Source organism: Chromobacterium sp. FG22, assembly GCF_057809415.1.
Map to the genome: position 1 here is coordinate 59,064 of NZ_JBMDJX010000005.1, position 23,920 is coordinate 82,983.

General features: G+C 64.7%; 24 protein-coding genes. 7 read left to right on the forward strand and 17 right to left on the reverse strand.

The genetic code is table 11. The features are described 5' to 3' along the window. The first annotated feature begins 27 nt into the window (after nt 1-27). Nucleotides 28-885, forward strand: a complete 858-nt coding sequence (locus tag ACODSD_RS06705) for an efflux RND transporter periplasmic adaptor subunit (RefSeq protein ID WP_253313649.1) — start codon at nt 28-30, stop codon at nt 883-885. Nucleotides 886-949: 64 nt separating this feature from the next. Here the strand turns inward: ACODSD_RS06705 and ypfJ are convergent, their stop codons facing one another. The 9 genes from ypfJ to ACODSD_RS06750 form a co-directional block, all read right to left on the reverse strand. After that, a complete protein-coding gene (gene ypfJ, locus ACODSD_RS06710) occupies nt 950-1,807 on the reverse strand; it encodes a KPN_02809 family neutral zinc metallopeptidase (protein WP_488877010.1) in 858 nt (285 codons plus the stop codon). Between the two features lie 149 nt (nt 1,808-1,956). Continuing rightward, a complete protein-coding gene (locus tag ACODSD_RS06715) occupies nt 1,957-2,469 on the reverse strand; it encodes a phosphatidylglycerophosphatase A family protein (protein ID WP_107798892.1) in 513 nt (170 codons plus the stop codon). Next, complete coding sequence (thiL, locus tag ACODSD_RS06720) at nt 2,453-3,403, reverse strand: thiamine-phosphate kinase (protein WP_488877011.1); 951 nt, start codon at nt 3,401-3,403, stop codon at nt 2,453-2,455. The genes ACODSD_RS06715 and thiL overlap by 17 nt, the downstream gene beginning before the upstream one ends. Before the next feature lie 80 nt (nt 3,404-3,483). Next, nucleotides 3,484-3,930: a transcription antitermination factor NusB gene (gene nusB, locus ACODSD_RS06725; protein ID WP_081547192.1), complete on the reverse strand. Its 447-nt coding sequence runs from the start codon at nt 3,928-3,930 to the stop codon at nt 3,484-3,486. 64 nt (nt 3,931-3,994) lie between these two features. Then, the gene (gene ribH / locus ACODSD_RS06730) at nt 3,995-4,465 is read right to left on the reverse strand and encodes a 6,7-dimethyl-8-ribityllumazine synthase (protein ID WP_081547190.1); all 471 of its coding nucleotides are present in this window, start codon (nt 4,463-4,465) and stop codon (nt 3,995-3,997) included. Nucleotides 4,466-4,544: 79 nt separating this feature from the next. Continuing rightward, nucleotides 4,545-5,651: a bifunctional 3,4-dihydroxy-2-butanone-4-phosphate synthase/GTP cyclohydrolase II gene (gene ribBA / locus ACODSD_RS06735; RefSeq protein ID WP_486637270.1), complete on the reverse strand. Its 1,107-nt coding sequence runs from the start codon at nt 5,649-5,651 to the stop codon at nt 4,545-4,547. A gap of 189 nt (nt 5,652-5,840) precedes the next feature. Then, the gene (locus ACODSD_RS06740) at nt 5,841-6,503 is read right to left on the reverse strand and encodes a Dph6-related ATP pyrophosphatase (protein WP_488877012.1); all 663 of its coding nucleotides are present in this window, start codon (nt 6,501-6,503) and stop codon (nt 5,841-5,843) included. Further along, on the reverse strand, nt 6,500-7,117 hold the full coding sequence (locus ACODSD_RS06745) for a riboflavin synthase subunit alpha (protein WP_107798888.1): 618 nt from the start codon (nt 7,115-7,117) through the stop codon (nt 6,500-6,502). The genes ACODSD_RS06740 and ACODSD_RS06745 overlap by 4 nt, the downstream gene beginning before the upstream one ends. Nucleotides 7,118-7,218: 101 nt before the next feature. Then, nucleotides 7,219-9,381: a TonB-dependent receptor domain-containing protein gene (locus ACODSD_RS06750; RefSeq protein WP_488877013.1), complete on the reverse strand. Its 2,163-nt coding sequence runs from the start codon at nt 9,379-9,381 to the stop codon at nt 7,219-7,221. 196 nt (nt 9,382-9,577) lie between these two features. On the opposite strand from ACODSD_RS06750, the gene ACODSD_RS06755 reads away from it, so the two are divergent. The 3 genes from ACODSD_RS06755 (at nt 9,578) to ACODSD_RS06765 (ending at nt 12,816) form a co-directional block, all read left to right on the forward strand. After that, on the forward strand, nt 9,578-11,188 hold the full coding sequence (locus ACODSD_RS06755) for a peptide chain release factor 3 (RefSeq protein ID WP_227103300.1): 1,611 nt from the start codon (nt 9,578-9,580) through the stop codon (nt 11,186-11,188). 20 nt (nt 11,189-11,208) lie between these two features. Next, entirely contained in the window at nt 11,209-12,075 is an 867-nt protein-coding gene (locus ACODSD_RS06760; RefSeq protein WP_227103302.1) for a mechanosensitive ion channel domain-containing protein, read from the forward strand. 96 nt (nt 12,076-12,171) lie between these two features. Continuing rightward, entirely contained in the window at nt 12,172-12,816 is a 645-nt protein-coding gene (locus ACODSD_RS06765; RefSeq protein ID WP_107798884.1) for a TetR/AcrR family transcriptional regulator, read from the forward strand. 73 nt (nt 12,817-12,889) lie between these two features. Here the strand turns inward: ACODSD_RS06765 and aroF are convergent, their stop codons facing one another. The 6 genes from aroF to ACODSD_RS06795 all read right to left on the reverse strand — a co-directional run bounded on the left by aroF (nt 12,890) and on the right by ACODSD_RS06795 (nt 19,572). Continuing rightward, the gene (aroF, locus tag ACODSD_RS06770) at nt 12,890-13,906 is read right to left on the reverse strand and encodes a 3-deoxy-7-phosphoheptulonate synthase (protein WP_488877014.1); all 1,017 of its coding nucleotides are present in this window, start codon (nt 13,904-13,906) and stop codon (nt 12,890-12,892) included. Nucleotides 13,907-13,928: 22 nt separating this feature from the next. After that, on the reverse strand, nt 13,929-14,492 hold the full coding sequence (locus ACODSD_RS06775; RefSeq protein WP_199225839.1) for a hypothetical protein: 564 nt from the start codon (nt 14,490-14,492) through the stop codon (nt 13,929-13,931). 18 nt (nt 14,493-14,510) lie between these two features. Then, entirely contained in the window at nt 14,511-15,092 is a 582-nt protein-coding gene (locus ACODSD_RS06780) for an LOG family protein (protein ID WP_227103306.1), read from the reverse strand. An 81-nt stretch (nt 15,093-15,173) separates the two neighbouring features. Continuing rightward, the gene (gene pheA, locus ACODSD_RS06785; protein ID WP_227103307.1) at nt 15,174-16,247 is read right to left on the reverse strand and encodes a prephenate dehydratase; all 1,074 of its coding nucleotides are present in this window, start codon (nt 16,245-16,247) and stop codon (nt 15,174-15,176) included. Between the two features lie 395 nt (nt 16,248-16,642). Then, nucleotides 16,643-17,851 carry an MFS transporter gene (locus ACODSD_RS06790; protein ID WP_166451425.1) on the reverse strand — a complete coding sequence of 403 codons (1,209 nt, stop codon included), beginning with the start codon at nt 17,849-17,851 and terminating at the stop codon, nt 16,643-16,645. Nucleotides 17,852-18,117: 266 nt separating this feature from the next. Next, a complete protein-coding gene (locus tag ACODSD_RS06795; RefSeq protein ID WP_488877015.1) occupies nt 18,118-19,572 on the reverse strand; it encodes an aminoacyl-histidine dipeptidase in 1,455 nt (484 codons plus the stop codon). 336 nt (nt 19,573-19,908) lie between these two features. Between ACODSD_RS06795 and bluB the strand changes: the two genes are divergently transcribed. From bluB to trpC, 3 genes are all read left to right on the forward strand, one after another. Beyond that, nucleotides 19,909-20,550: a 5,6-dimethylbenzimidazole synthase gene (gene bluB / locus ACODSD_RS06800; protein ID WP_107798878.1), complete on the forward strand. Its 642-nt coding sequence runs from the start codon at nt 19,909-19,911 to the stop codon at nt 20,548-20,550. 31 nt (nt 20,551-20,581) lie between these two features. After that, nucleotides 20,582-21,094: a prolyl-tRNA synthetase associated domain-containing protein gene (locus tag ACODSD_RS06805; protein WP_253313640.1), complete on the forward strand. Its 513-nt coding sequence runs from the start codon at nt 20,582-20,584 to the stop codon at nt 21,092-21,094. 79 nt (nt 21,095-21,173) lie between these two features. Beyond that, complete coding sequence (gene trpC, locus ACODSD_RS06810) at nt 21,174-21,980, forward strand: indole-3-glycerol phosphate synthase TrpC (RefSeq protein ID WP_488877016.1); 807 nt, start codon at nt 21,174-21,176, stop codon at nt 21,978-21,980. Nucleotides 21,981-21,991: 11 nt separating this feature from the next. Here trpC and ACODSD_RS06815 read toward each other — a convergent pair whose 3' ends face one another. Continuing rightward, the gene (locus tag ACODSD_RS06815; protein WP_488877017.1) at nt 21,992-22,903 is read right to left on the reverse strand and encodes a lipase secretion chaperone; all 912 of its coding nucleotides are present in this window, start codon (nt 22,901-22,903) and stop codon (nt 21,992-21,994) included. Next, nucleotides 22,903-23,832: an esterase/lipase family protein gene (locus ACODSD_RS06820; RefSeq protein WP_107798874.1), complete on the reverse strand. Its 930-nt coding sequence runs from the start codon at nt 23,830-23,832 to the stop codon at nt 22,903-22,905. Before ACODSD_RS06820 ends, ACODSD_RS06815 begins: the two co-directional genes overlap by 1 nt. Nucleotides 23,833-23,920 lie beyond the last annotated feature (88 nt).

A 23,920-nucleotide genomic window follows, 5' to 3' on the forward strand; every position in this document is an offset into this window, starting at 1 on the left:
CCCCGAACACCCTTCCGGATAATCAATATGCGAATCAACACTCTCATCCGCTACCTGATCACCTTGCTACTGCTGGCGCTCGCCGTCTGGCTGGGCAAGGCGCTGTGGGACCACTACATGCACTCGCCGTGGACCCGCGACGGGCGCGTGCGCGCCGACGTGATCACGCTCTCCGCCGACGTGGCCGGCCTGGTGACCCAGGTAGCGGTCAAGGACAACCAGCCGGTGCGCAAGGGCGACGTGCTCTTCGTCGTCGACCGCAGCCGCTACGCGGCGGCGCTGACCCAGGCCGAGGCCGCGCTGGAGGGGCAGCGCACCGAGAAAAACCGCCGCGGCAAGGAGGCGGCGCGTCGCGACGGCCTGGACAGCGCCGTGGTGTCCGCCGAAAACCGCGAAACCGCGGCCTTCGCCGCCGCCGCGGCCGGCTCCCAATACCAGGCGGCGCTGGCGGCGCGCGATCTGGCCCGGCTCAATCTGGAACGCACCGTGGTGCGCGCCCCGGTGGACGGCTATGTGACCAATCTCAATGTCCATGCCGGCGACTTCGCCGCCGTCGGCGCGCCCAAGCTGGCGCTGATAGACCGCAACTCCTATCGCGTGGAAGGCTATTTCGAGGAAACCAAGCTGCCGATGCTCAAACCCGGCGCCAAGGTGGAGATCACCCTGCTCAGCGGCGGCCCGACCCTGAGCGGCCGCGTCGCCAGCATCGCCCGCGGCATCACCGACCGCGACGCCGGCACCGGCCGCGAACTGCTGGCTGACGTCAATCCCACTTTCAACTGGGTGCGGCTGGCGCAGCGGGTGCCGGTGCGCATCGAGCTGGACGCGCTGCCGGCCGGGCAGCTGCTGGTGGCTGGCACCACCTGCACCGTGGTGGTGCGCTAGCTCCGCGACAAGCATGAAAAATGGGGCCGTTGGCCCCATTTTTCATTTCCCCACTGAGTCGCTGTTACAGCCGCCGCGCGCGGAAGGTATCGCACTGCGCTATGTCGCCGCTGTCGAAGCCGCGGCGGAACCAGCGCACCCGCTGCTCGCCGCTGCCGTGAGTGAAGGAGTCCGGCACCACTTCGCGGCCGGCCGAACGCTGTAAGGCGTCGTCGCCTATCCTGGCCGCGGCGTTCAGCGCCGTCTCCAGATCGCCCTGCTCCAGAATTCGTCTCGCCTGGTCCGCATGACGTCCCCACACCCCTGCCAGGCAGTCCGCCTGCAGCTCCTGACGCACCGACAAAGCGTTGGCGCGCCGCTCGTCGCTGCGCGCCATCTCTTCGTCCACCTTCGCGGAAATGCCAAGCTGATGCTGGACATGATGTCCGACTTCATGCGCAATTACATAAGCTTGGGCAAACTCGCCCGGCGCGCCCAATTCACGGCCCAGGGTCTGGAAGAAAGACAGATCGATGTAGATTTTCTCGTCCCCGGGACAGTAGAACGGACCGATGGCCGCGTCGCCTCGACCGCAGGCCGTGGGCGTCGCCCCGCTGAACATCACCAGCTTGGGCGGCCGGTAACGCTGGCCCTGAGCTTCGAACAAGGGCTGCCACACATCCTCGGTATCCGCCAGCATCACGCGGATGAACTTGGCGTCGCGGTCGTCCGCCGCGCTGGCCCTGGCTGGCGCCTGCTGTTCGGCCGCCGGCTCCATCTCGCTGATCAGATTGATCACCGTTATCGGATTGACGTCGAACACCAGCCAGGCCACCAGGCCGATCAAGACCGCGCCGATGCCGAACGCCCCGCCGCCGCCCCCACCGCGTTCGCCGCGGCGGTCTTCCACATTATCGCTTTCCCGGTTCCCATCCCAACGCATGCCCAATCCCCCCAAGTCCATTCTCGCCCGCTCAGGCCGCTTCGCCGCGGCACCTTAGAACAAGGACATCAAAAAGTTCCGCATGGTACGCGTTTGACTTGAAACCGGCCAGACCCGCCCGGCGAACGCAGCGGACCTTGAACCCGTTCTTACAGCAGGCGCCAAATGCCCCACTGCACCGCCAGCGCGAACAAGGCCGCCAGCAAATCGTCCACCATCACGCCGAAACCGCCGCCCACATGACGGTCCAGCCAGCGGATAGGCCAGGGCTTGAGAATGTCGAAAAAGCGGAACAAGACAAAGGCCAGCAACCAGGCCAAGGGCGTGGCCGGCGCGAAGGCCAGCACCAGCAGCATGGCGACGATCTCGTCCCAGACGATGCCGCCGTAATCGTGCACGCCCAGCGCCCGGCCGCTGTAGCCGCAGATCCAGATCCCGGCGATGAACAGCGGCAGGCACAGCGCCGCCAGCGCCAGTCCCTGCACCCCCAGCGCGTTCAGCACAAAGAACAAGGGATAGGCGGCCACCGTGCCCCAGGTGCCGGGCGCCTTGCGCGCCAGGCCGCTGCCGAAGCCAAAGGCCAGGAAATGGGCGGGATGGCTCAGGACGAAGCGCCAGTCCGGCTGCAGTTTCAGGGTTTCGGTCTCATTTGAAATGGTCATAGCCGGTGCTTTCCAGTTGAATGATGTTGCCCTCGCCGTCCAGCAGGCTGACGCCCTGGCCGGCAACGATGCGGCCGATGCGGCTGAGACGGCAGCCCGCCGTCGCGGCGCAGGCCTCGATCTGCGCCCGGCGCTCGGCCGGCGCGGTGAATACCAGTTCGTAATCGTCGCCGCCCGCAGCCAGGCAATCCAGCCATTGCCCGCGCGCGGTCTCCGCCAGCGGGTGGGACGGCAAGGCCTCGGCCCAGACTTCCGCGCCCACCCGGGAGGCGGCGGCGATATGGCCGAGATCCGACAGCAGACCGTCGGACACGTCGGCGGCGGCGTGCGCCAAGGGCAGCAAAGCCCGCCCCAGGGCAATGCGCGGCTCCGGGTATTCCAGCTTGCGCCAGGCCGCCTCGCGCAAACCGTCCGGCAAGGGCGCGAGCTTGCCCAGCCGGCTACGCACCGCCATCGCGCCCAGACCCAGCTCGCCGCTGACCCAGACATCGTCGCCCGCGCGGGCGGCGGCGCGGCGCAGCGCCTGACCGCCCGGCGTCTCCCCGCCCACGGTCACCGACAGCGTCAAGGGGCCGCGCGTGGTGTCGCCGCCTATCACGTCAACGCCGTAACGCTCCGCCAATGCGAAGAATCCTTGGGAAAACCCGGCGGCCCAGGCCTCGTCCATCGCCGGCAAGGCCAGCGACAGCACCACCCAGCGCGGCGCGGCGCCCATTGCCGCCATATCGGACAAGTTCACCGCCAGCGTCTTATGGCCCAAGGCCTCCGGCGCGACGTCGGCGAAAAAATGCCGCCCTTCCACCAGCATGTCCACCGAGACATGCAGATCGCAGCCCGGCGTCGGCCGCAGGATGGCGGCGTCGTCGCCGACGCCCAGGACCGCGCCGCCGGCCGGCCGCGTGAAATAACGGCGGATCAATTCAAATTCATTCATCACGATCTTTCTGCCCGGCCGATATGAAAACACCCGCGGCAGCGGGTGTGTTCTGGTCTGACGGCGCCGGCGACAAGGCCTTAGTTCTGACGACGCGCCTTCTGCGACGCCACTTCGTCGGCGCGCACTTCGGCGGCCAGCTTGTCCAGCACGCCGTTGACGAACTTATGACCGTCGGTGCCGCCGAAGGTCTTGGTGATTTCAATGGCTTCGTTGATGATCACCGGATACGGGGTTTCCGGATGCTGGGTCAGTTCCAGCGCGGCCATCAACAGCACGGCGCGTTCCACCGGGCTGACTTCGTCTTCGGCGCGTTCGTAATAGTGGCCGATCTGCTTGGACAGCGCGCCCACGTCTTTCAGCACGCCGTACAGGATTTCGCGGAACAGGGCTTCATCGGCCTTGGCGAAGTATTCATTCTCGCGCAGATGCTTTTCGATCAGGGAGGCCGGACGATCCGGGTTCAGCTCCCATTCGTAAATGCCTTGGATGGCAAATTCGCGGGCGCGGCGGCGAGCGGTTTTCATAGAGGTTCCTTGTAAAGAGCGGAGAGCCGGGCACGCCCGGCTCCGGTATCTTGGCGGGAGCCGATCAGCCGCGCTGGATGCGCTTGCGCAGATTCGCCATCTCCACCGCCACGGCAGCGGCCTCGCGGCCTTTGACTTCCATGCGCACTTCGGCCTGCTCGTCGGTTTCGGTGGTCAGAATCGCGTTGGCGATCGGGATGTCGAAGTCCAGGCCGACGCGGGTCACGCCCGCGCCGGATTCGTTCGACACCAGTTCGAAATGGTAGGTTTCGCCGCGGATCACCGCTCCCAGCGCCACCAGCGCGTCGAAGCGGCCGCTCTTGGCCATGGTCTGCAACACCAGCGGCGCTTCCAGCGCGCCCGGCACCGTGGCCAGGGTCACGTCCTCGGCGGCCACGCCCAGCCGGGCCAGCTCGCCCAAGCAGGCGTCGCGCAAGCCTTCGCAAACCGGGGTGTTGAAACGCGACATCACAACGCCGATTTTCAGGCCCTTGCCCGTCAGATCGGGTTCTATACGCTGGATAGCTTGAAGCATCTTGTTCCTCGCGGCGGAATCACTACGGAAAACCGGAGATTCTACCTCAATCCCCGGGCCTTAGCCATTGCGCAGCCGCTCATTCTTCATCCACGTGGAAGGCGCTCGGCTGGCAAAAGCCGGTCACTTCCAGGTCGAAGCCGGTCATGGACGGCAGGCTGACCGGAGCGGTCATCAGCTTCATCTTGCCTACGCCCAGCGCCTTGAGCATTTGCGCGCCGATGCCGAAGGTCTTGCTGTCCCAACGCTGCTTCTGCTGCTCCTGGCCCAGCGCGCGCTGCGCCAGCGCCTCGCCGGTTTCGTCGCGATACAAGAGCACCACCACGCCGTGACCGGCCTCCTCGATCATTTCCAAGGCATTGGGCACGGTCCAGGAGTGCTGGCTGCACAAGGGCGCCAGCACGTCGATCACCGACAAGGGCTCGTGCACGCGCACCAGGGTTTCGCGCTGCGCCTGGATCTCGCCCTTGACCAGGGCCAGATGGGTGGCGCGGGTGGTGATGTCGCGGAACACGTGCAGCTCGAATGCGCCGAACGGCGTATCCACCGGCCGCTGACCCACTTTTTCCACCAGCGATTCGGTGCGGCTGCGGTACTGGATCAGGTCGGCGATGGTGCCCACCTTCAAACCGTGCTCGCCGGCGAACTCCACCAGCTCCGGCAAGCGCGCCATGGTGCCGTCGTCGTTCATGATTTCGCAGATCACGCCAGCCGGCTCCAGGCCGGCCAGCATCGCCAGATCGCAACCGGCCTCGGTGTGGCCGGCGCGGATCAGCACGCCGCCTTTTTGCGCTTTCAGCGGGAAGATGTGGCCCGGCTGCACCAGGTCCGCCGGCTTGGCTAGCCGCGCCACCGCGGCCTGCACGGTGCGAGCGCGGTCCGCGGCGGAAATGCCGGTGGTCACGCCTTCGGCAGCTTCGATGGACACGGTGAAGTTGGTGCTGTACGGGGTGCCGTTATTGCTGACCATCAGCGGCAGGTTCAATTGCTGACAACGCTCCTCGGTCAAGGTCAGACAGATCAGCCCGCGGCCGTGCTTGGCCATGAAGTTGATCGCCTCCGGGGTGACGAACTCCGCCGCCATCACCAGATCGCCTTCGTTCTCGCGGTCTTCGGCGTCCACCAGCACCACCATCTTGCCGGCCTTGATGTCGGCGATAACGTCCTGAATCGGGGAAATAGTCATACCGTCTTCCTTCGTAAGCACTTGTTTTTGGCGCGGGCCGCCGCCCGCCTGAATTCATTATCAGTACCTGTTCAAAGTCTCGCGGGCCAAGGCGAAAACAACTGAAGAGCGTATACGGCGCATCGGCATTCTGCAGCGCTACTCGCCGTGCCGCGCCCTCGCGAAGCGCAACAGACTTTGAACAGCTTCTCAGCCGGGCAACAGGTCCAGACTGACATAATCTCCATGGCGATGGATGTCGCCGTCGCGCAAACGCAAGGGCCGCGCGAACAAGGGCCCGTCCGTCACCAATGTGTGAAACTCGCCGGCCTCGGCGCAAGGGTCCAAACCTTCCGCCAACATCCGGTCCACCACCTCGCGGCTCAACTCGCGACCCAGCCACTCTTCGCTCGCCAGCCGGGTGTTCACCACCACGATGCGGGCTTGGAAGCCCGCGTCGATGAGTTCGCGCACCAGCTCGGCGCGCGGCTGCTGCCACAGTGGCAGCCAAGCTTGCAGGCCGGCGGCGGCGCAAACCTTCTCCTCCCACTCGCGATGGGCGTCCAGATCGATGTCGCCGAACACCGCGGCCTCGCAGCCGTCGGCGCGCGCCTCTTCCAGCCGGGCGATGAACTCGGCCTCATAACCGTCCCAGCTCGCACGGCCCACCCGCAAGGGCAGGCCCAGCGCCGCGGCTTGCAGCGCCAGCACTTCCGGACGCACCCCATGCGAGCGCGAGCGCCGGCCATCCTCGTCCATCATGGTCAGCAAGACCTGCGGGCTGGCGCCGGCGCTCACCGCGCGCCACAAGGCCAGGCAAGAGTCCTTGCCGCCGCTCCAGGAGGCCAGCACGCGCCGGCCGGCTCTGTTCACTCAGCGGCTCCGCGCTGGGCCAGCACCCGTTCCACCGTTTCCACGATGGCCTGGGTTTGCGGGTCCACTTCGATATTGATCAGATCGCCCACTTTGCGCGACTTGATGATGGTGCGCTCCAGGGTTTCCGGAATCAGATGCACGCAGAAACGGTTGTCCGTCACCTCGCCTATGGTCAGGCTGATGCCGTCAATACCGATATAGCCCTTGGCGAACACGTATTTGATGTGTTCCGCCGGCAATTCGAACCAAACGGTGCGATTATTGGGCAGATCGATCACTCGGGACACCTTGGCCAGGCACAAGATATGGCCGGACATTGCGTGGCCGCCGATTTCATCGCCGAAACGCGCGGCGCGCTCGATATTGACCAGATCGCCCGCTTGCAGCAGGCCAAGATTGGTGACGCGCAGGGTTTCGCGCATCAGGTCGAAAGAAACTTGATCGCCGTTGATGGCGGTGACGGTAAGGCAGCAGCCGTTGTGGGCCACCGAGGCGCCCAGTTCCAGACCGGGCAACAGCGCGTCGGGCAAGCGCAGCGTATGAGTGCGGAAGTCCTGCTTCTCCGTGATGGCGATCACTTCCGCCACCCCTTGGACGATACCGGTAAACACGAAGACGCTCCTTTGCTAGGGATTCGGAGCGCCATTGTAACGCAAGGAGGGGCGCGCGGCCCCTCCTGGTCTTAAATCGGACTCAAGCTTTTTCCCGGCATTTAGAAACGCCAGGACACGCTGGTGCGGATCGCGCGCCCCATGCCCTCGGCGCCCTCGGTCAGATAGGGGGTGTATTGAGTATTGAACAGATTGTCCACCGCCAGCCGCGCCTCAAAGCCCTTGAGCCGGCCCTGCGGCTGCCAGCCAAGGAACAGACCATACAGCGAGTAGCCATGCTGCGCCGGATAAATGAAGGCACTATCGTGCAACACCCGATCCTGCTTGCGCACAAACTTGCCCTGCCCGCTCAAGGACAGGCCGATCTTGTTCCAGCGATAGCCGAGATTGGCCACCGCCTTGCGCGGCGGAATATTGGTGATGGGCTCGTCCTTGCCCCAAGGATCCAGCAGACTGTGATTCCGATCCCCCTTAGTGGAAGACAAGGACAAGCTGCCGAACCATCCGCCGGCCTGATAGCGCCCCTCCAATTCGAAGCCCTGGATCACGTAGCCGGGCATATTGCGGTAAAGACCCGCTCCAGGCGGCAGCGGCCAGCCCGGCCCGTCACCCCGATTTTTCCCCAGCCGCTGCGCAATATCGCTCTTGACAGTTTGACGGTACCAGGTCAGCGCCGCGGATAGACTATCTCCGGACGCCAACACATTGCCGCGTTCATACTCCAGACCCAGTTTGAACGCATTCAGCGTCTCCGGTCGCAACTGGCGGCTACTGGCCGTGGTCTTGCTACCCTCGGCCTGAGTGTCATAAACCTCATCCACACCCGGCGCACGCCAGGTGCGGCTATAGGCGGCATCCAGCGTCCATCCAGGCCTGAAATTCCAACGCGCGCCCAGCCGCGGCGACCAGCCAGAATAGGCCAGACCGCTGTAGTCATGCCCCAGAGTTGGGTCGTTATACGCGGAAGCCAGGTTTTCCCGCCCCTGTATCCACACATGGTCGTAGCGCAGCGAAGGCGTCAGCGTCAGGCCGGCCAAGGGCTGCCATTGATGCACCCAGTAGGCGGAGCGCACGGTTTCTTCGCCCGGCGGTTGGTAGCGCGGATTCAAATAGCCGTAGTTGTAAGCCGGATCCTTCACCTTGTCCGGGCGATAGAACAAGGCGTCCAGCGTTTTGTGCGCCCAGCTGACGCCCACGGTGACTTCCTGGCTTGCCCAACCGGAACCAAAGCGGGCGATATTGCGCAACTCCAGACGCCGGTCGCGCTGAGTCACCCAACTTTCGTTTCCATATTGCGAGGAGAAAGCATAAATACTGGCCGTCGGCGGCCGGGTATCGTGCTGATAACGCCGCGACTGGGCGTAACTCAGCTGTAGATCCAGCCACGGCGAATCGCTGACAAAAGTCCAGTCCGCGCTCACCGTCTCGTTTTCCTGCTCACGCCAGACGGATTTACGCAGCCAGGCACCTTCAAAACCGTATTTTTGTATTTCACTCTCGCTCGGCGCGGGAATATCGCCGCGCTTGGCCGCCCACGGCGTGCGCCGCTCCTCCTCCTGACGCGTCCAGCCCAGACGCAGCCGATGACCAGACACCGGGCGCCAAGCCAGTTTCAGCATGCCGCCCTCGAGATCGTTGCCGGAAAACATCATACTGGAGCCGTCGCCCAACTTACCATTACCGGCACGCGAGCGCGTCATATAGGCCAGGATGTCGGCCTTGCTGCCCGGACCGCCGGCGTAGGCGGCCAGCGACTGGCCGAACTGATTGCCGTTGTCCTGATACATCAACTTGGCGAAGCCGCCCACCGATTTGCCCGGCTGCAGCAACTCCGCCACGGTCTTGGTTTCCGCCTTGACCACGGCGCCAAAGGCGCCATTGCCGTAGAACGGCGAATGCCCCCCCTTCAGCACCTCCACCGAACCCAACAATTCCGGATCAATGAAAGAGCTGCCCTGCTGATATTTCTCGAAACCTTGCGGCGCGCCGTCCAGGGTCACTTGCACATGCTCGACCGACTCGAAGCCCCAGACATTGATGGTCTGCCCTCCGGGGCGCTGCGAGCCGCCGGCGTTGACGCCGGGCAGAGCGTCCAGCACTTCGGCCAGCGAACGGGCTTGCGGCCGCTCGATTTCTTCGCGGTCCAGCTTATTGCTGCCCACCCGCGCCTGCGGACCGTCGGCGGTGACGTGGACGGTGTCCAGGCGCGCCGGCGCCTCGGCGGCCCAGACGCCGGGCGCGGCTAGGCAAGCCAGGCTGAGCACGAGCGCCTTGGGGCGGAAACGCGGCGGATTTTGAGCGGGGGAAATGGAATCGGGGCAAGACGAGAAAAGGTAGCAGCCAGGCATCACGGTTTTGTTATATTAATGATAATCATTCTCAATATTAACATAAAACTTCCACCTTAAGGCAAGTCCGGTAAAATAGCCGGCTTTATCGAATTCCAATACAAGCATCCCCATGTCCGCCGAACTCGCCCGCATCGCCGAAGAAGTGTCCCACCGCCGCACCTTCGCCATCATTTCCCACCCTGACGCCGGTAAGACCACGCTGACCGAAAAGCTGCTGCTGTTCTCCGGCGCCATCCAGATGGCCGGCACCGTCAAGGGCAAGAAAGGCGGCAAGTTCGCCACCTCCGACTGGATGGAGATCGAGAAGCAGCGCGGCATCTCGGTGGCGTCCTCGGTGATGCAGTTCGAATACCGCGACCACACCGTCAACCTGCTGGACACCCCGGGCCACCAGGACTTCTCCGAAGACACCTACCGCGTGCTGACGGCGGTGGACAGCGCCCTGATGGTGATAGACGCGGCCAAGGGCGTGGAGGAGCAGACCATCAAGCTGCTGAACGTCTGCCGCCTGCGCAGCACGCCCATCGTCACCTTCATGAACAAATACGACCGCGAGGTGCGCGACAGCCTGGAGCTGCTGGACGAGGTGGAAAACGTGCTGAAGATCCGCTGCGCGCCCATCACCTGGCCCATCGGCATGGGCAAGGCTTTCCGCGGCGTTTACAGCCTGTTGAACGATGAAGTCATCCTGTTCGAACCGGGCGCGGAAAAACTGATCACCGACGTGGAAGTGATCAAGGGCATAGACAATCCCCGCCTGGACCAGCTGTTCCCGCTGGAAATGGAACAACTGCGCATGGAGATCGAGCTGGTCAAGGGCGCGTCCAACGAGTGGAATCTGGACCAGTTCCTGGCCGGCGAACTGACGCCGGTGTTCTTCGGCTCCGCCATCAACAACTTCGGCGTGCGCGAAATCCTGGACGCGCTGATCAACTGGGCGCCGGCGCCGCAGCTGCGGGACGCCACCGTGCGCGATGTCGCGCCCACCGAAGGCAAGTTCTCCGGCTTCGTGTTCAAGATCCAGGCCAATATGGATCCCAAGCACCGCGACCGCATCGCCTTCCTGCGCGTGTGTTCCGGCCAGTTCGAGCGCGGCATGAAGATGAAGCATCTGCGCCTGAACCGCGACATCGCCGCCTCCAGCGTGGTGACCTTCATGTCTCACGACCGCGAGATCGTAGAAGAAGCGTTTGCCGGCGACATCATCGGCATCCCCAACCACGGCAATATCCAGATCGGCGACAGCTTCTCCGAAGGCGAGGAACTGACCTTTACCGGCATTCCCTTCTTCGCGCCGGAACTGTTTCGTGGCGTGCGCATCAAAAACCCTTTGAAGCTGAAACAGTTGCAGAAAGGCTTGCAGCAACTGGGCGAGGAAGGCGCGGTGCAAGTATTCAAGCCGCACAGCGGCGGCGACCTGATTCTGGGCGCGGTGGGCGTGCTGCAGTTTGAAGTGGTGGCCTCGCGCCTGGCCGCCGAATACGGCGTGGACGCGATGTTCGAATCCGCCAGCATCTGGTCCGCGCGCTGGTTCAGCTGCGAGGACCGCAAAAAGCTGGACGAATTCGTCAAAGCGCTGCAGATCAACATCGCCACCGACGCCGGCGGCAACCTCGCCTACCTGGCCCCCAACCGCGTCAACCTGCAACTGACCCAGGAACGCTGGCCGGACATCGTATTCCACGAAACCCGCGAACACGCGGTCAAACTCAACGACTGAAGCTGAAACCGACGCCCGACATGGAGCCCAAGGCCACCCTATTCGACTTGATAGGCTATCTGCGCGACAACTACTCGCACGAGATAGCGCGCTCGCTGATCCTGATCGCCGCCCTGCTGATCATCCGCCTGGTGATGGACCGGCTGCTGGCGGCCAACAACAGCATAGCGATCGAGTCGAAACGGCGCTGGTCGGTGAACACCCGCAACATCCTGTTCATCTCCGGCCTGGCGGGCATCGGCCTGATCTGGGCCAGCGAGCTGCAAACCATCGCGGTGTCGATGCTGGCCTTCGCCGCCGCGCTGATCCTGGCCACCAAGGAACTGATCATGTGCCTGTCCGGCGGCCTGGTGCGCCAGACCTCCAACAGCTACAGCCTGGGCGACCACATCGAAGTGGGCGCGGTGCGCGGCCGGGTGGTGGACATCGGCCTGCTGTCCACCACGGTGATGGAGATCGGACCCAATCACAGCTCGCACCAGATGACCGGGCGCGCGCTGACCTTCCCCAACAGCCTGCTGCTGTCCACGCCGGTGATCCGCGAAAACTATATGGGCGACTATGTGATGCACATCGTCAACGTGCCCATGGCCTACACCGTGCCGCCCATCCGCGCCGAACGCCTCTTGATGGCGGCGGCGGAAGAATCCTGCCAGCCCCACCTGGAAGTGGCGCGTCAGCACATGGAAGACATGGCCAAACGCAATCTGGTGGACATTCCGTCGGTGGAGCCGCGCATCGCCTTGCAGCCGGTGGATGAAAAACGCTATCAGTTGATCTTGCGCATCGCCATTCCGGCCCGAGACCGGCATCGTATCGAACAAACCATCCTGCACAGTTTTCTGGCGCAATGCTTTCCGGAGCAGAACGACGCCGCCCAGGCCTGAAGCGACGGCGTATCGCGCGCAAATAATTAGAGCAAGAACTCCAAATTTGCGTTAGAATGGCGCATCGCGAATGTCATTGAACAGCCCAAGCGCATCATGAGCAAAAACAGAATCAAAACCTACGACCGCATCATCCAGGAGAGCCTCAAGCTGTTCAACGAACAGGGCGAGCGCAGCATCACCACCAATCACATCGCCGCGCATCTGGGCATCAGTCCGGGCAATCTGTACTACCACTTCCGCAACAAGGAAGAAATCGTCTACCAGATCTTCCTGATGTACCGCGAGTTCATCAACCAGCGTTTGGCGGTGCCGGAAAACCGCGAAATGACGGTGGACGATCTGGTCAACTACCTGGACACCGCCTTCCTGGCGATGTGGCAGTTCCGCTTCATGTTCTACGACCTGCCGGGCATGCTGGCGCGCAACCCTCAGATGCAGTCGGAGTACCACCAGTTCGTCAACACCGAGCTGAAAAACATCCTGGCCGAGCACTTTCGCGAATTCATCCGCCTGGGCCTGCTGGAAATGGACGAGGAAGACATCGAACCGGTCAGCATCAATATCTGGCTGGTGGTAAAGTTCTGGTTCGCCTTTGAACAGACCGCGCGCCCCAAGGCGCCGATCACCGAGGAATCCGGCCACCGCGGCGTGCTGCAGGTGCTGGCCCTGCTCAAGCCCTATGTGCAGGATCAGTATATGGGCGCCTTCCAGGCGCTGTGCGAACGCCACAAAGTGTGACGACCCGCCTCCGCGAAAAGAGCAAAGCCGCGTAACCGCGGCTTTTTTCATGCGTCGGCGCTTCTAAAGCGGATTACAGGCTACGCCCCAAGGCCGCCGCCAAGGGCCGCAATTCCGCCATCAGGGCGGCCAGCCCTTCCGGCGTCAAGGCCTGATCGGCCTCGCACAAGGCGGTTTCCGGCTGCGGATGCATGTCCAGCAGCAAGCCGTCCGCGCCGGCGGCCAGGGCCGCCTTGGCCAGAGCGGGCACCAGCCAGGCTTTGCCGGCGGCGTGGCTGGGATCGACGATCACCGGCAAATGGGTCTCGCGCTTGAGCAGGGGAATCGCGCTGACGTCCAGCGTGGCGCGGTAGGCCGGCTCGAAGCTGCGAATGCCGCGCTCGCAGAACACGATGTTGTGGTTGCCGCCGGCGGCGATGTATTCGGCCGCCATCAGCCAGTCGCCCAAGGTCGCGGCGACGCCGCGCTTGAGGATGACCGGTTTGTTCAAACGCCCCACTTCCTTCAACAACTCCACGTTCTGCATGCTGCGCGAGCCGATCTGGATGATGTCCACGCCCTGCTCCAGAAACACGTCCAGCATGCGCACGTCGGCCAATTCGGACACCACCGGCAAACCTTCAGCGCGGCCGGCGGCGATCAACTGCTCGATGCCCTCCACGCCCAAGCCCTGGAAACCGTAAGGGCTGGGATGCTGCTTGAACACCCCGCCGTGCAGCAGCCGGCAGCCGGCGGCCCGCGCCGCGGTCGCGGCCTGAGCGATTTGCGACGCCGACTCCACGGCCGACGGACCGGCGATCACCTGCAAGGCCTCGCCGCCGAAAGCCAGGCCTCGCGCCTGCACTACGCTGTTCTGCGGATGGGTTTCCCGCGACACGATGCGGTATTCCCGCACCACTCGCATCGCCCGCTCCACGCCAGGCATGGATTCAAACATTTCCGGCGACAGGCTGCGCTCGTCGCCCACCGCGCCGATGATGGTGCGTTCCGCGCCGCGCGACACATGCTCGCTGAGTCCCGCCCCGCGGATCTTGGCCACCACGGCCGCCACTTCGCTTTCCGGCGCCAGCCGGTTCATGATGATGATCATCCGCTACCCCGTTCAAAACCCTTCATCGCCGCCAGCGCCGGGCCAAACGCCGTCCCAGCCGCGACCAGAACGACGGACGCTGCGCGCCGCGCCGGAAAAAGCCGGCCAGCGCATGCGCCAGCCGCCACGGCGCCGAAGCATGCAAGCGTTCGAAAATGCGCCCGCGCCAGTAAACGAAGCCATTATACAGCCGCAGGAACCAGGCCACCCGCATCAGCGCCGGCCGGGTCAGCGCAAACAGCCGCGCCGCCAGCGCGGTGCCGCCCAGCTTGGCCAGCAGAATGATCAGCAAGCCCAGCAGCGCGTGGCCGCGTCCGATCAGGAACAGCGCCGCCAGCTTGACCGGCAGCAGCAAGGCGGCCGGCAACGCGAACATCGCCAAGGCCGCCCACGGCGGCAAGGCGGCGATGCGCCGCTCCAGCGCCGCCAGCGGCGGCCAGGTCGCCAAGCGTCCCAGCGCCGCGGACAACTCGTCCCAAGCGTATTCCTCGAACAGGATGATCAAGGCCGCCAGCAAGGCCGGCGGCCAGGTCAACACCCGTTTCAGCCGGCGCCAGCCCAGCGCCGCCGTTTCCCTTGCGCGCATCTCGGTTTCAGCGCTGGCTCAGGCCTTGGCCAGGTCCAGCCACTTGGCCACCTCTTGCGGCCGGTAGGCGCGCATCTCCGTCAGCAGCGTGGGCAGGTCCTCGCTGATGCGGAACAGGTCCATATTGCCGGGGCGGGCGAAGCCTTCGGCCACCGCGTGCTCCATCATCCGGTGCAAGGGCTGGTAATAGCCGGCGGCGTCGAGCAGGCCTACCGGCTTGCCGTGCAAGGACAGCTGGCCCCAGGTCAGGATCTCGAACAATTCGTCGAAGGTGCCGAAGCCGCCCGGCAAGGCGATGAAGCCGTCGGACAACTCCGCCATCAGCGCCTTGCGCTGATGCATGGTTTCGGTGACATGAATCTCCGTCAGGCCGGTATGCGCCACTTCCTTGGCCTTGAGAAACTCCGGAATCACGCCGACGACCTTGCCGCCGGCCGCCAGCGCGGCGTCCGCCGCCACGCCCATCAGGCCGACCTTGCCGGCGCCGTAAACCAGGGTCACGCCCTGCTCGGCCAAGGTGCGGCCAAAATCGCGCGCGGCCGCTTCGTATTCGGGCTTGGCGCCCTTATTGGAGCCGCAAAACAGACAGATGGCTTTCATTTTTATTTTTCCCCTATTGAAACATCAGCGTCAAAAACACAACGGGCCGCTGCGCGGCCCGCTTGCATCCCCCTCCGGCGCTCAAAGCACCGCGAGCGGATAAGAACCCAATACCTTGACGAAGGAAGTGCACTCGGCGAGGCCGGCCAAGGCCTGGCGCACATTGGCATCGTCTCTATGCCCCTCCATATCGATGAAGAACACATAGTCCCACAGCCCGGCCCGCGAAGGCCGCGACTCGAACTTGCTCATGGACACGCCATTGCCGGCGATGGGCGCCAGCAGATGGTGCACCGCGCCTGGGCGGTTGGGCGCGGACACCACGACCGAAGTCTTGTCCTGACCGGTCACGCCCACGTCCTGCAGCCCCAGCACCAGGAAACGAGTGGTGTTGTTGGGCTCGTCCTCGATATTGGACGCCAGCTTCAGCAAAGCGTAGCGCTCGGCCGCGGCCTGACCGGCGATCGCCGCCGCGCCCTCGTCTTCGGCCGCCAGGCGCGCCGCTTCGGCGTTGCTGGCCACCGACACCCGCTCCACCGCCTCCGGCAGATTCTTGTTCAGCCACTCGTGACACTGCGCCAGCGCCTGGGCGTGGGCGTACACGCGGCGGATGCCGTCCAGGCCCTCCACCTTGCGCAGCAAATGGTGATGGATGCGCAGCACCACTTCGCCGCAAATCTTCAGCGGGCTGGTCACCATCAGGTCCAACGTGCGGCCCACCGCGCCTTCGGTGGAGTTTTCCACCGGCGCCACCACGTAATCCAGGCCGCGCGACTCCACCAGGCGGAAGGCCTCGTCGATCGAGCTACAGGCCACGGTGCGCGCCGCGTGGCCGAAATGCTTGAGCGTGGCCAGCTGGCTGAACGTGCCTTCCGGCCCCAGATAGGCGATGGACAAGGGCTTTTCCAGCGCCAGGCATTCGGACATCACCTCGCGGAACAAGCGCGCCACCGACTCGCCCGGCAAGGGGCCGGGATTCAGTTCTTTGACGCGGCGCAGCACCTGCGCCTCGCGCTCGGGCCGATAAATGATGCCGCCGCCCTTGATCTCGCCGATTTCGCGCGCATGGGTGGCGCGCTGGTTCAGCAGATTGAGGATTTCCACATCGATGTTGTCGATGGCGTCGCGGTGCTGTTTAAGTAAATGTTCCGACACGGCTTCCAGTCTTTCTCTATTGCACACATCCTGTGAAGACGCGCCGCCCGGCTTGGCCGCGAGCGCGTCTCTAAACACTCAGTTTCCGCGAGATGAGCCAGGCTCGCAAGCCTTTGTCGCGAGAAAACCCAAGAGACCGGCCCGCGCTTAGAACGTGTTTACGATCTTGCGAGCTAGAGCGAGACAAGGCGAAAACGACGGAGAAAGCGGAGTGCGCCGGCATTCCAAAGACGCTCTCAACACCGTATCGCCGAAACGCCGCGGACCTTGAACCGCTTCCTAGCCAAAGCAGGTCCACACCCGGTTGGCCAGATCCACCACGAAATCCGCGCGCAGATACATCCCGGTCAGCCAGGCCAGCAGCAAGACCGCGCCGATGGAAAACAACCAGGTTCTCACGCGTCCTCCTTGGCGAAACTGGCCGACGGGGTTTCCCGCACCGGCAGATTGGCGGCGGCGGCCAGCAAGCCCAGCGCTATCGCCAGCATCCACACCAGATCGTAGTTGCCGAGCAGATCGTAAAGCGCCCCGCCCAGCCACACCCCCAGGAAGCTGCCCACCTGATGCGAGAAAAACACCGCGCCGGACAACATGCCCAGATGACGCACGCCAAACATGCCGGCGATCACCCCATTGGTCAGCGGCACCGTGGACAGCCACAGAAAGCCCATCGCCGCGGCGAACACCGCCACCGAAACGCCGCTGAGCGGCAGCAGAAGGAAGACCGCGATCACCACGCTGCGCGCCAGGTAAATGAAACTGAGCAGGCCGGGCTTGGACCAGCGGCTGCCCAGTTCGCCAAAGGCCATGGTGCCGAAGATGTTGAACAGGCCGATCAAGGCCAGCGCCAGGCTGGCGACGCCGCCGCCCAGGCCGTGGTCGCGCAGATAGGCCGGCAAATGCACGCCGATGAACACCACCTGGAAGCCGCAGACGAAATAACCGGCCATCAAGAGGCGGAAGCCGCGCTCGGCCCAGGCGGCGGCGAAGGTATCGGCCATGCTGCGCAACAAATGCGCGCTCGCAGCGCTTTGCGCCGGCCGGTCCTCGCGCGCCAGCCAGCCGGACAGCGGCAGCATCAAGGCCGCGCAGCCGGCCAGGATCAATAGCGCCGGCAACCAGCCCAGGCCGTCGATCAAGCCCTGCTCCACCGGAATCATCGCGAACTGGCCGAAAGAGCCTGCCGCCGCGACGATGCCCATCGCCCGCGAGCGATAGGCCGGCGGCACGCTGCGCGCCACCACACCGAAAATCACGCTGTAGGTGACACAGGACAAGGCCAGGCCGAGCAGCACGCCGGCCGACAGAGAAAACAGCAAGGGCGTGCCTGAGACCGTCATCAAAGCCAGGCCGGCGACGTAAAGCAAGGCGCCGCCCAGCAACACCTTGCCGGAGCCGTGCCTATCCGCCAGCGCGCCGGCGAAGGGCTGCGCCAGGCCCCAGACCAGGTTTTGCAGGCCCAGCGCGAAGGCGAAGGCTTCCCGGCTCCAGCCGAAGGCCTGGGTCATCGGCGGCATGAAAAAGCCGAAGCCATGGCGTATGCCCATGGCCAGCGACACGATCAGGCCGCCGGTCAGCAATAATCGCTTGATGGAATCGTTCATCGCTTGTCTCCATGCGAAAGATGAGCCTGTTCAAAATCTCGCGCACCAGGGCGAGGCAAGGCCTTGCGGCTGAAAAAGCGATGAGCGGGTTTTCAACGCCCCTTTACCATCCGTCTCGCGCTACGCGGCGGACTTTGAACAAGGACTAACAGCGGCGCGGCTGTCGTGATCAGTTGTGATCATAGGGCAAAACCAGGACGGCAAAAACAAAACCGGCCAGCGCTGGCGCCGGCCGGTGTTCGCTTCAAACCGTCGAGGATCGCGATTTAGCGCGCGGGCACCGCGGCCAGCACCGCCTTCAGCAAATGCCAGGCCTTGCCCACCGACTCCACTTCCACGCGCTCGCCCGGCGCGTGCGCGCCGCGGATATTGGGGCCGAAGGACACCATGTCCATGCCCGGATACTTGGAGCCCAGGATGCCGCACTCCAGGCCGGCGTGGATCACCTGCACCTCGGCCTCGCCGCCGAATTCGCTGGCGTAAACCCGCTGGAACAAGGCCAGCAGCTTGGATTGCGGATTCGGCGCCCAGCCCGGGTAGCCGCCTTCCATGCCCACCTGGCAGCCAGCCAGCAAGAACAGGCTTTCCACTTCGCGCGCCAGCATCCAGGTGCCGGAATCCAGCAAGGAGCGCACCATCAGGTTGGCGAACAGCTTGCCGTCCTCCAGCACCACCACGCCCAGATTGTTGGAAGTTTCCACCACGCCCTCGACGCGCTGGCTCATGCGCTTGACGCCATGCGGCGCCGCGTGCAGCGCGGCGAAGATGGCGCCTTGGTCGGCGCGCGCCAGTACCTTGTCCAGCTCAATCCGCTCCTGCACCACGGTGACGCCTTCGTCGACGCCGGCCAGTTCGAAACGCAGCAGGCTTTGGAAGGCGTCCAGCTTGGCCGCCACCTTGGCCGCGTCGGCGGCCGGGAAGGCCACGGCGGCGAAAGCCTCGCGCGACAAGGCGTTGCGCGCGGTGCCGCCCTTGAACGAGGCCACGCGCAGATCGGTTTCCGCTTCCAGTTCGCGGATCAGGCGGATCAGAATCTTGTTGGCGTTGCCGCGTCCCAGGTGGATGTCGGCGCCGGAATGGCCGCCGCGCAGCCCCTTGATCACCAGGCTGGCGGCCTGGTAACCGGCGGGCAGCGTCTCGCTCGCGTAGCCGCGGCTGACGTTGACGTCCACGCCGCCGGCGCAGCCCATATAGAACTCGCCCCACTCCTCGGTATCGATATTGATCAGGTACTGGCCTTGCAGCAGGCCGGTGCCCAGACCCAGCGCGCCGCCCATGCCGGCTTCCTCGTCCAGCGTCAAGAGCACCTCGATCGGGCCGTGCGGCACCTCCTCGCTATTGAGCACCGCCATGCCCAGCGCTACGCCTATGCCGTTGTCGGCGCCCAGCGTGGTGTTTTCCGCCACCAGCCAGCCGTCTTGCAGCGTCGGGCGGATCGGGTCTTTGAAGAAGTCGTGCTCGGTGCCGGTGTTGGCCTGGCACACCATGTCCAGATGGCCTTGCAGCACCACGCCGACGCGGTTTTCGTAGCCCGGGGTCGCCGGCTTGCGAATAATCAGGTTGCCCACCTCGTCCACCACGGTGTCCAGGCCGCGCAGTTCCGCCCAGCCTTTCAGGTAGTCGCGCAATTGCTGCTCATGCTTGGACGGACGCGGGATTTCACACAGGGTCTGGAAGTGCTCCCAGACGACTTTGGGTTCTAGTTCTGCAATTCGGGTCACGGAAAGTCCTCTAAATCATCAAGATGCGATAGCGGTTCGGGCTATGGCCGAACGCGCCGCGCCAGGCGCGGCGACGTTGGAATTCAGACTGTCCACTTTATCACGCCCGCATGCGCCGCGTCATGTGGGAAACTCATGCCAAAAGCGTCTAATCCGCTGAATCGCTTGACCGAAGTCATGAGTCCGCCTGCAAGCGCCGCCATGCTATTTGCCAGCTGTGACAAAGCCGCTATCCTCCGACACTGAATAATCCCCGCATCTGTTTGTCAGAGCCTGTTCAAAGGCTGGCGAGCTGGAGCGCCGCAGACTTGAACAGCATCTAAAGAAAGGCCCGCCATGCACCGTTACCCCGATCAAGACATCGCCGCCATTTACCGGGTGATAGAGCAGCGGCGCGATATGCGCCATTTTCTGCCGGACCCGGTGGACCCGGCGCTGCTGCGCCGCCTCTTGGAAGCCGCCCACCACGCGCCCAGCGTCGGCTATATGCAGCCCTGGCGCTTCATCCGCATCGCGGACCGCGGCCTGCGCGAAAAAATAGGCGCGCTGGTGGACGCGGAGCGCTTGCGCACCGCGGATCAACTGGGCGAGCGCCAGGCGGAATTCCTGCGCCTGAAAGTGGAAGGCATCCGCGACTGCGGCGAGGTGCTGGTGGCCGCCCTGATGGACGGCCGCGAACGCCATGTGTTCGGCCGCCGCACCTTGCCGGAGATGGATCTGGCCTCGGTGGCCTGCGCCATCCAGAACCTGTGGCTGGCGGCGCGCGCCGAAGGCCTGGGCATGGGCTGGGTGTCACTGTTCGACCCCGTCGCGCTCTCCGCGCTGCTGGGCATGCCGGAAGGCGCCAAGCCCATCGCCGTGCTCTGCCTCGGCCATGTCTCCGAGTTCTACGCCCAACCGATGCTGGAACAGGAAAAGTGGGCCAGCCGCCAGCCGCTGGAGCAACTGGTGTTCGAAGACCGCTGGCGCGACCATTGAGCCCCCCGCGTCGCCATGCTAGCCTGAGGCGATGGAACACGCTCTGTACGACTTTCTCGATCAGCACCAGATCCGCCATCAGCGCTTCGACCACCCGCCGGTCTATACCTGCGAAGAAGCCGCGCGCCTGACGCCGGGTCTGCCCGGCGCGGAATGCAAAAACCTGTTTCTGTGCGACGCCAAGGGCCGCCAGCACGTGTTGCTGGCGGTGCCAGCCGACGCCGGCGTCGACATCAAGGCTCTGGGCGAGCAACTGGAGCTCAAAGGCCTGCGCTTCGCCTCGCCGGAGCGCCTGCAGCGTTATCTGGGCCTGACGCCGGGCGCGGTGACGCTATTGGCCGCCTTCAACGACCGCGACCGCCAGGTCGCCATCGTCGTCGATCAGGACTTGAGCCGCCGGGACGCCATCCTCTGCCATCCCCTGGTCAATACCAGCACGCTGGCGCTGCCGATGGCGGAGCTGATGCGCTTCCTGGAGCTGACCGGCCACGCGCCGCGCATCGTCGAGGTGCCGCGCCGGCAGGAGCAAGCTGGCCGGCCCTGAGCGCCGCGGCTTGTCAAGGCCACGGCAGTTCCTGCATGATGGTCGTTTCTTTCGATTCGCCCGGATTGCAGACCCAAGCATGTCAGACATACTCAACACCATCATCGCCACCAAGCGTGAAGAAATCGCCGCCGCCTTGCGCCAGCAATCGCTGAGCGCGGTCCGCGCCGCCGCGGAAGCGCGCAGCGGCGATCGTCGCGATTTTGTCGCCGCGCTGCGCGCCAAACACGCGCTGGGCCAGGCCGCGGTCATCGCCGAGATCAAAAAAGCCAGCCCGAGCAAGGGCGTGATCCGCGAGGACTTCCATCCGGCCGACATCGCCGCCAGCTACGCCGAACACGGCGCGGCCTGCCTGTCGGTGCTGACCGACCGCCAGTATTTCCAGGGCGACGCCGCCTATCTGCAGGCCGCCCGCGCCGCCTGCCGGCTGCCGGTGCTGCGCAAGGACTTCATCGTCGACCCCTACCAGGTATACGAAGCCCGCGCGATGGGGGCCGATTGCATTCTGCTGATCGCCGCCGCGCTGGAACTGCCGCTGATGCGCGAACTGGAGGCCTTGGCGATGGAACTGGGCATGGCGGTGCTGGCCGAGGTGCACGACGCCGAGGAACTGGAACAGGCGCTGCAACTCCAAACCGAGCTGATCGGCGTCAACAACCGCAATCTGCGCAGCTTCGAAGTCAGCCTGGCCACCACGCTGAAGCTGCTGCCGCAAATCGAGAACGGCCGCATCGCCATCACCGAAAGTGGCATCGCCACCGTCGACGACGTGAGGCTGATGCGCAGCCACGAGGTGCACACCTTCCTAGTGGGCGAAGCCTTCATGCGCGAAAAAGAGCCGGGAGAAGGACTCTCCCGGCTGTTTCGAAACCCGACGGACCACTAAAACATTGCCGGCTATTGCGGCGGGAGGAAAGCGTCCAGCCGCAATTGCTCCTGCGCATTGAAGCGTTGCGCGCGCAAGGCGGTCAGCGCCTGCTGTCTTTGCGCGGCGTCCAGGCCGGGCGCCGCCCGCAAGCGCTGCGCCTCCCGTCGGTAGCCGTCTATGCGCGCCTGCCACTGAGCCTGTTCGCGGTCCAGCTGCGACAAACGGTCGGCGGCGGCCTGCCCCACCATGCCGGCGCGCAAGGCGTACAACTCCTGCTCGCCGCCGCCCTTCTTCCTCAAAGCCGCCTCCGCCTCCGCCAGCGCCAGATGTTTGACCGGCTCCTGCCGCGCCGCGCGCAGCTCGGCCGGCAAAGCCGCCTCCAAGGCCTTGAGCCTAGCCGCCTTCTGCTCCGCGCTCAAACCGGCGTCGGCGGCGATGCGCAGCCGCTGGACGGTGAAGTCGTCGTAGACGTCCTCATCGCCAAACAAGCCCGCCACCTCGCTTGCGGACAGGAATTGCAGACGCAGCGCCCTCATCCGCTGCAAACCCTCGGCCGCGTTTCCCGCCGCCAGCTTGGTCTCGCTCAAGGCTCGCCGATAGGCGACGTAACGGTCGAACAAGGCCAAAGCCTGCCCCAAGGCCGCGGCGCCCAATTGCGATTGCAAGGCCTGCTGCACCGCCTTGCGCACCGCCGGCAAGTCCCGCTCCCCCAGCGCCGCCAACTGGTAATCGAACAAGCGCCGCAGCTCCGCGTCCACTCTCAGCGCCCCGCTCGCCTCCACGCGCGCCCGGCCATCCGCCTGGGTGCCGCGCAAGGACGGCGCCGCCGCCGGCGCGGCGACTCCGGTTTGCGCCGCCGCGTCGTCGGCTCCGGGCACGCACAGCCAGCCCAGCGCGGCCAGCAGCAGCGCGCAGCCCCACCCCATCCAGGCCCGCAGCATCACAGACCCGTGTTCTTCAGGCGATTGGCCTGCTGCCGGTACAAGCTCACCGGGCTGACCTCGAACAGGCTGACCAGACCAAAGCTCTGATTGATCTCGTTGACGTGGTTCATCCGGTAGTTATCGCGGATCACCTGACCCAGATGCGCGGAGCAGGCGCTGACCAGGCCATCGGTGGGCGTGGAGCCGAAGGCCAAGCCCAGCACGCCCATCGGCACCGACAGCGGATCCAGCACATTGGTGACGGTGGCCGAACCGGTCCATGAATAGTAGCGGATGCCGTTGACCTGATAATCGCCCTCGCCGCAAGCGCTGGTCGGCACCCCTTGCGGGAATTTGGCGCTGAAGGCGGAGGCTCCCGCCGTGGTCAGGGAATCCAAGGCGCCCACCGGATATTGCGGCTGTCCGGTGGTGCCGGCGAAGAACTGCATCACCGCGGTCAAGGCCTTGGCCACCGCGGACGCCACCGCCTCGGACACCGATCCCGGAGGCGCGACGCCGCGCACGATGTCGGCCACCGCCGACCCCTTGTTGACCCCGCCCACCGAGGTGACCGAAGCTACCAGGTCCGGCCGCACCCCGGCCACGTAGCGCGCCGTGGGCGCGCCCTGGCTATGGCCGATCAGATTGACCTTGGCGGCGCCGGTGATGGCGATGATTTTTTGCACCTGCTGCAGCAACTGCTCGCCGCGCGCCTCATTGCTGTTCAGCGCGGACACCTCGGCCACGAACACCTGCGCGCCGTCGGCGCGCAAGGCCGCCGGCACTTGATAAAAATAATCCACTCCCAACAACTGACCGAAACCGAACAAGCCATGCACCAGCACGATGGGGTAGCGCGTCTGGGTATAGCCGCCGGCGGCGTGGGCGGCGGACAGGGGCAACAGCAGGCCCAGACACAGCAATGCTCCGTGTAACAACTTCTTCATGGTGTTTCTCCTCTAGTTGATCAATGCGGGCTGAGTATTTGCTCTTATTTGCATGCCCAAGATTGGTAATAGGAGAAAGCGGTCCAAA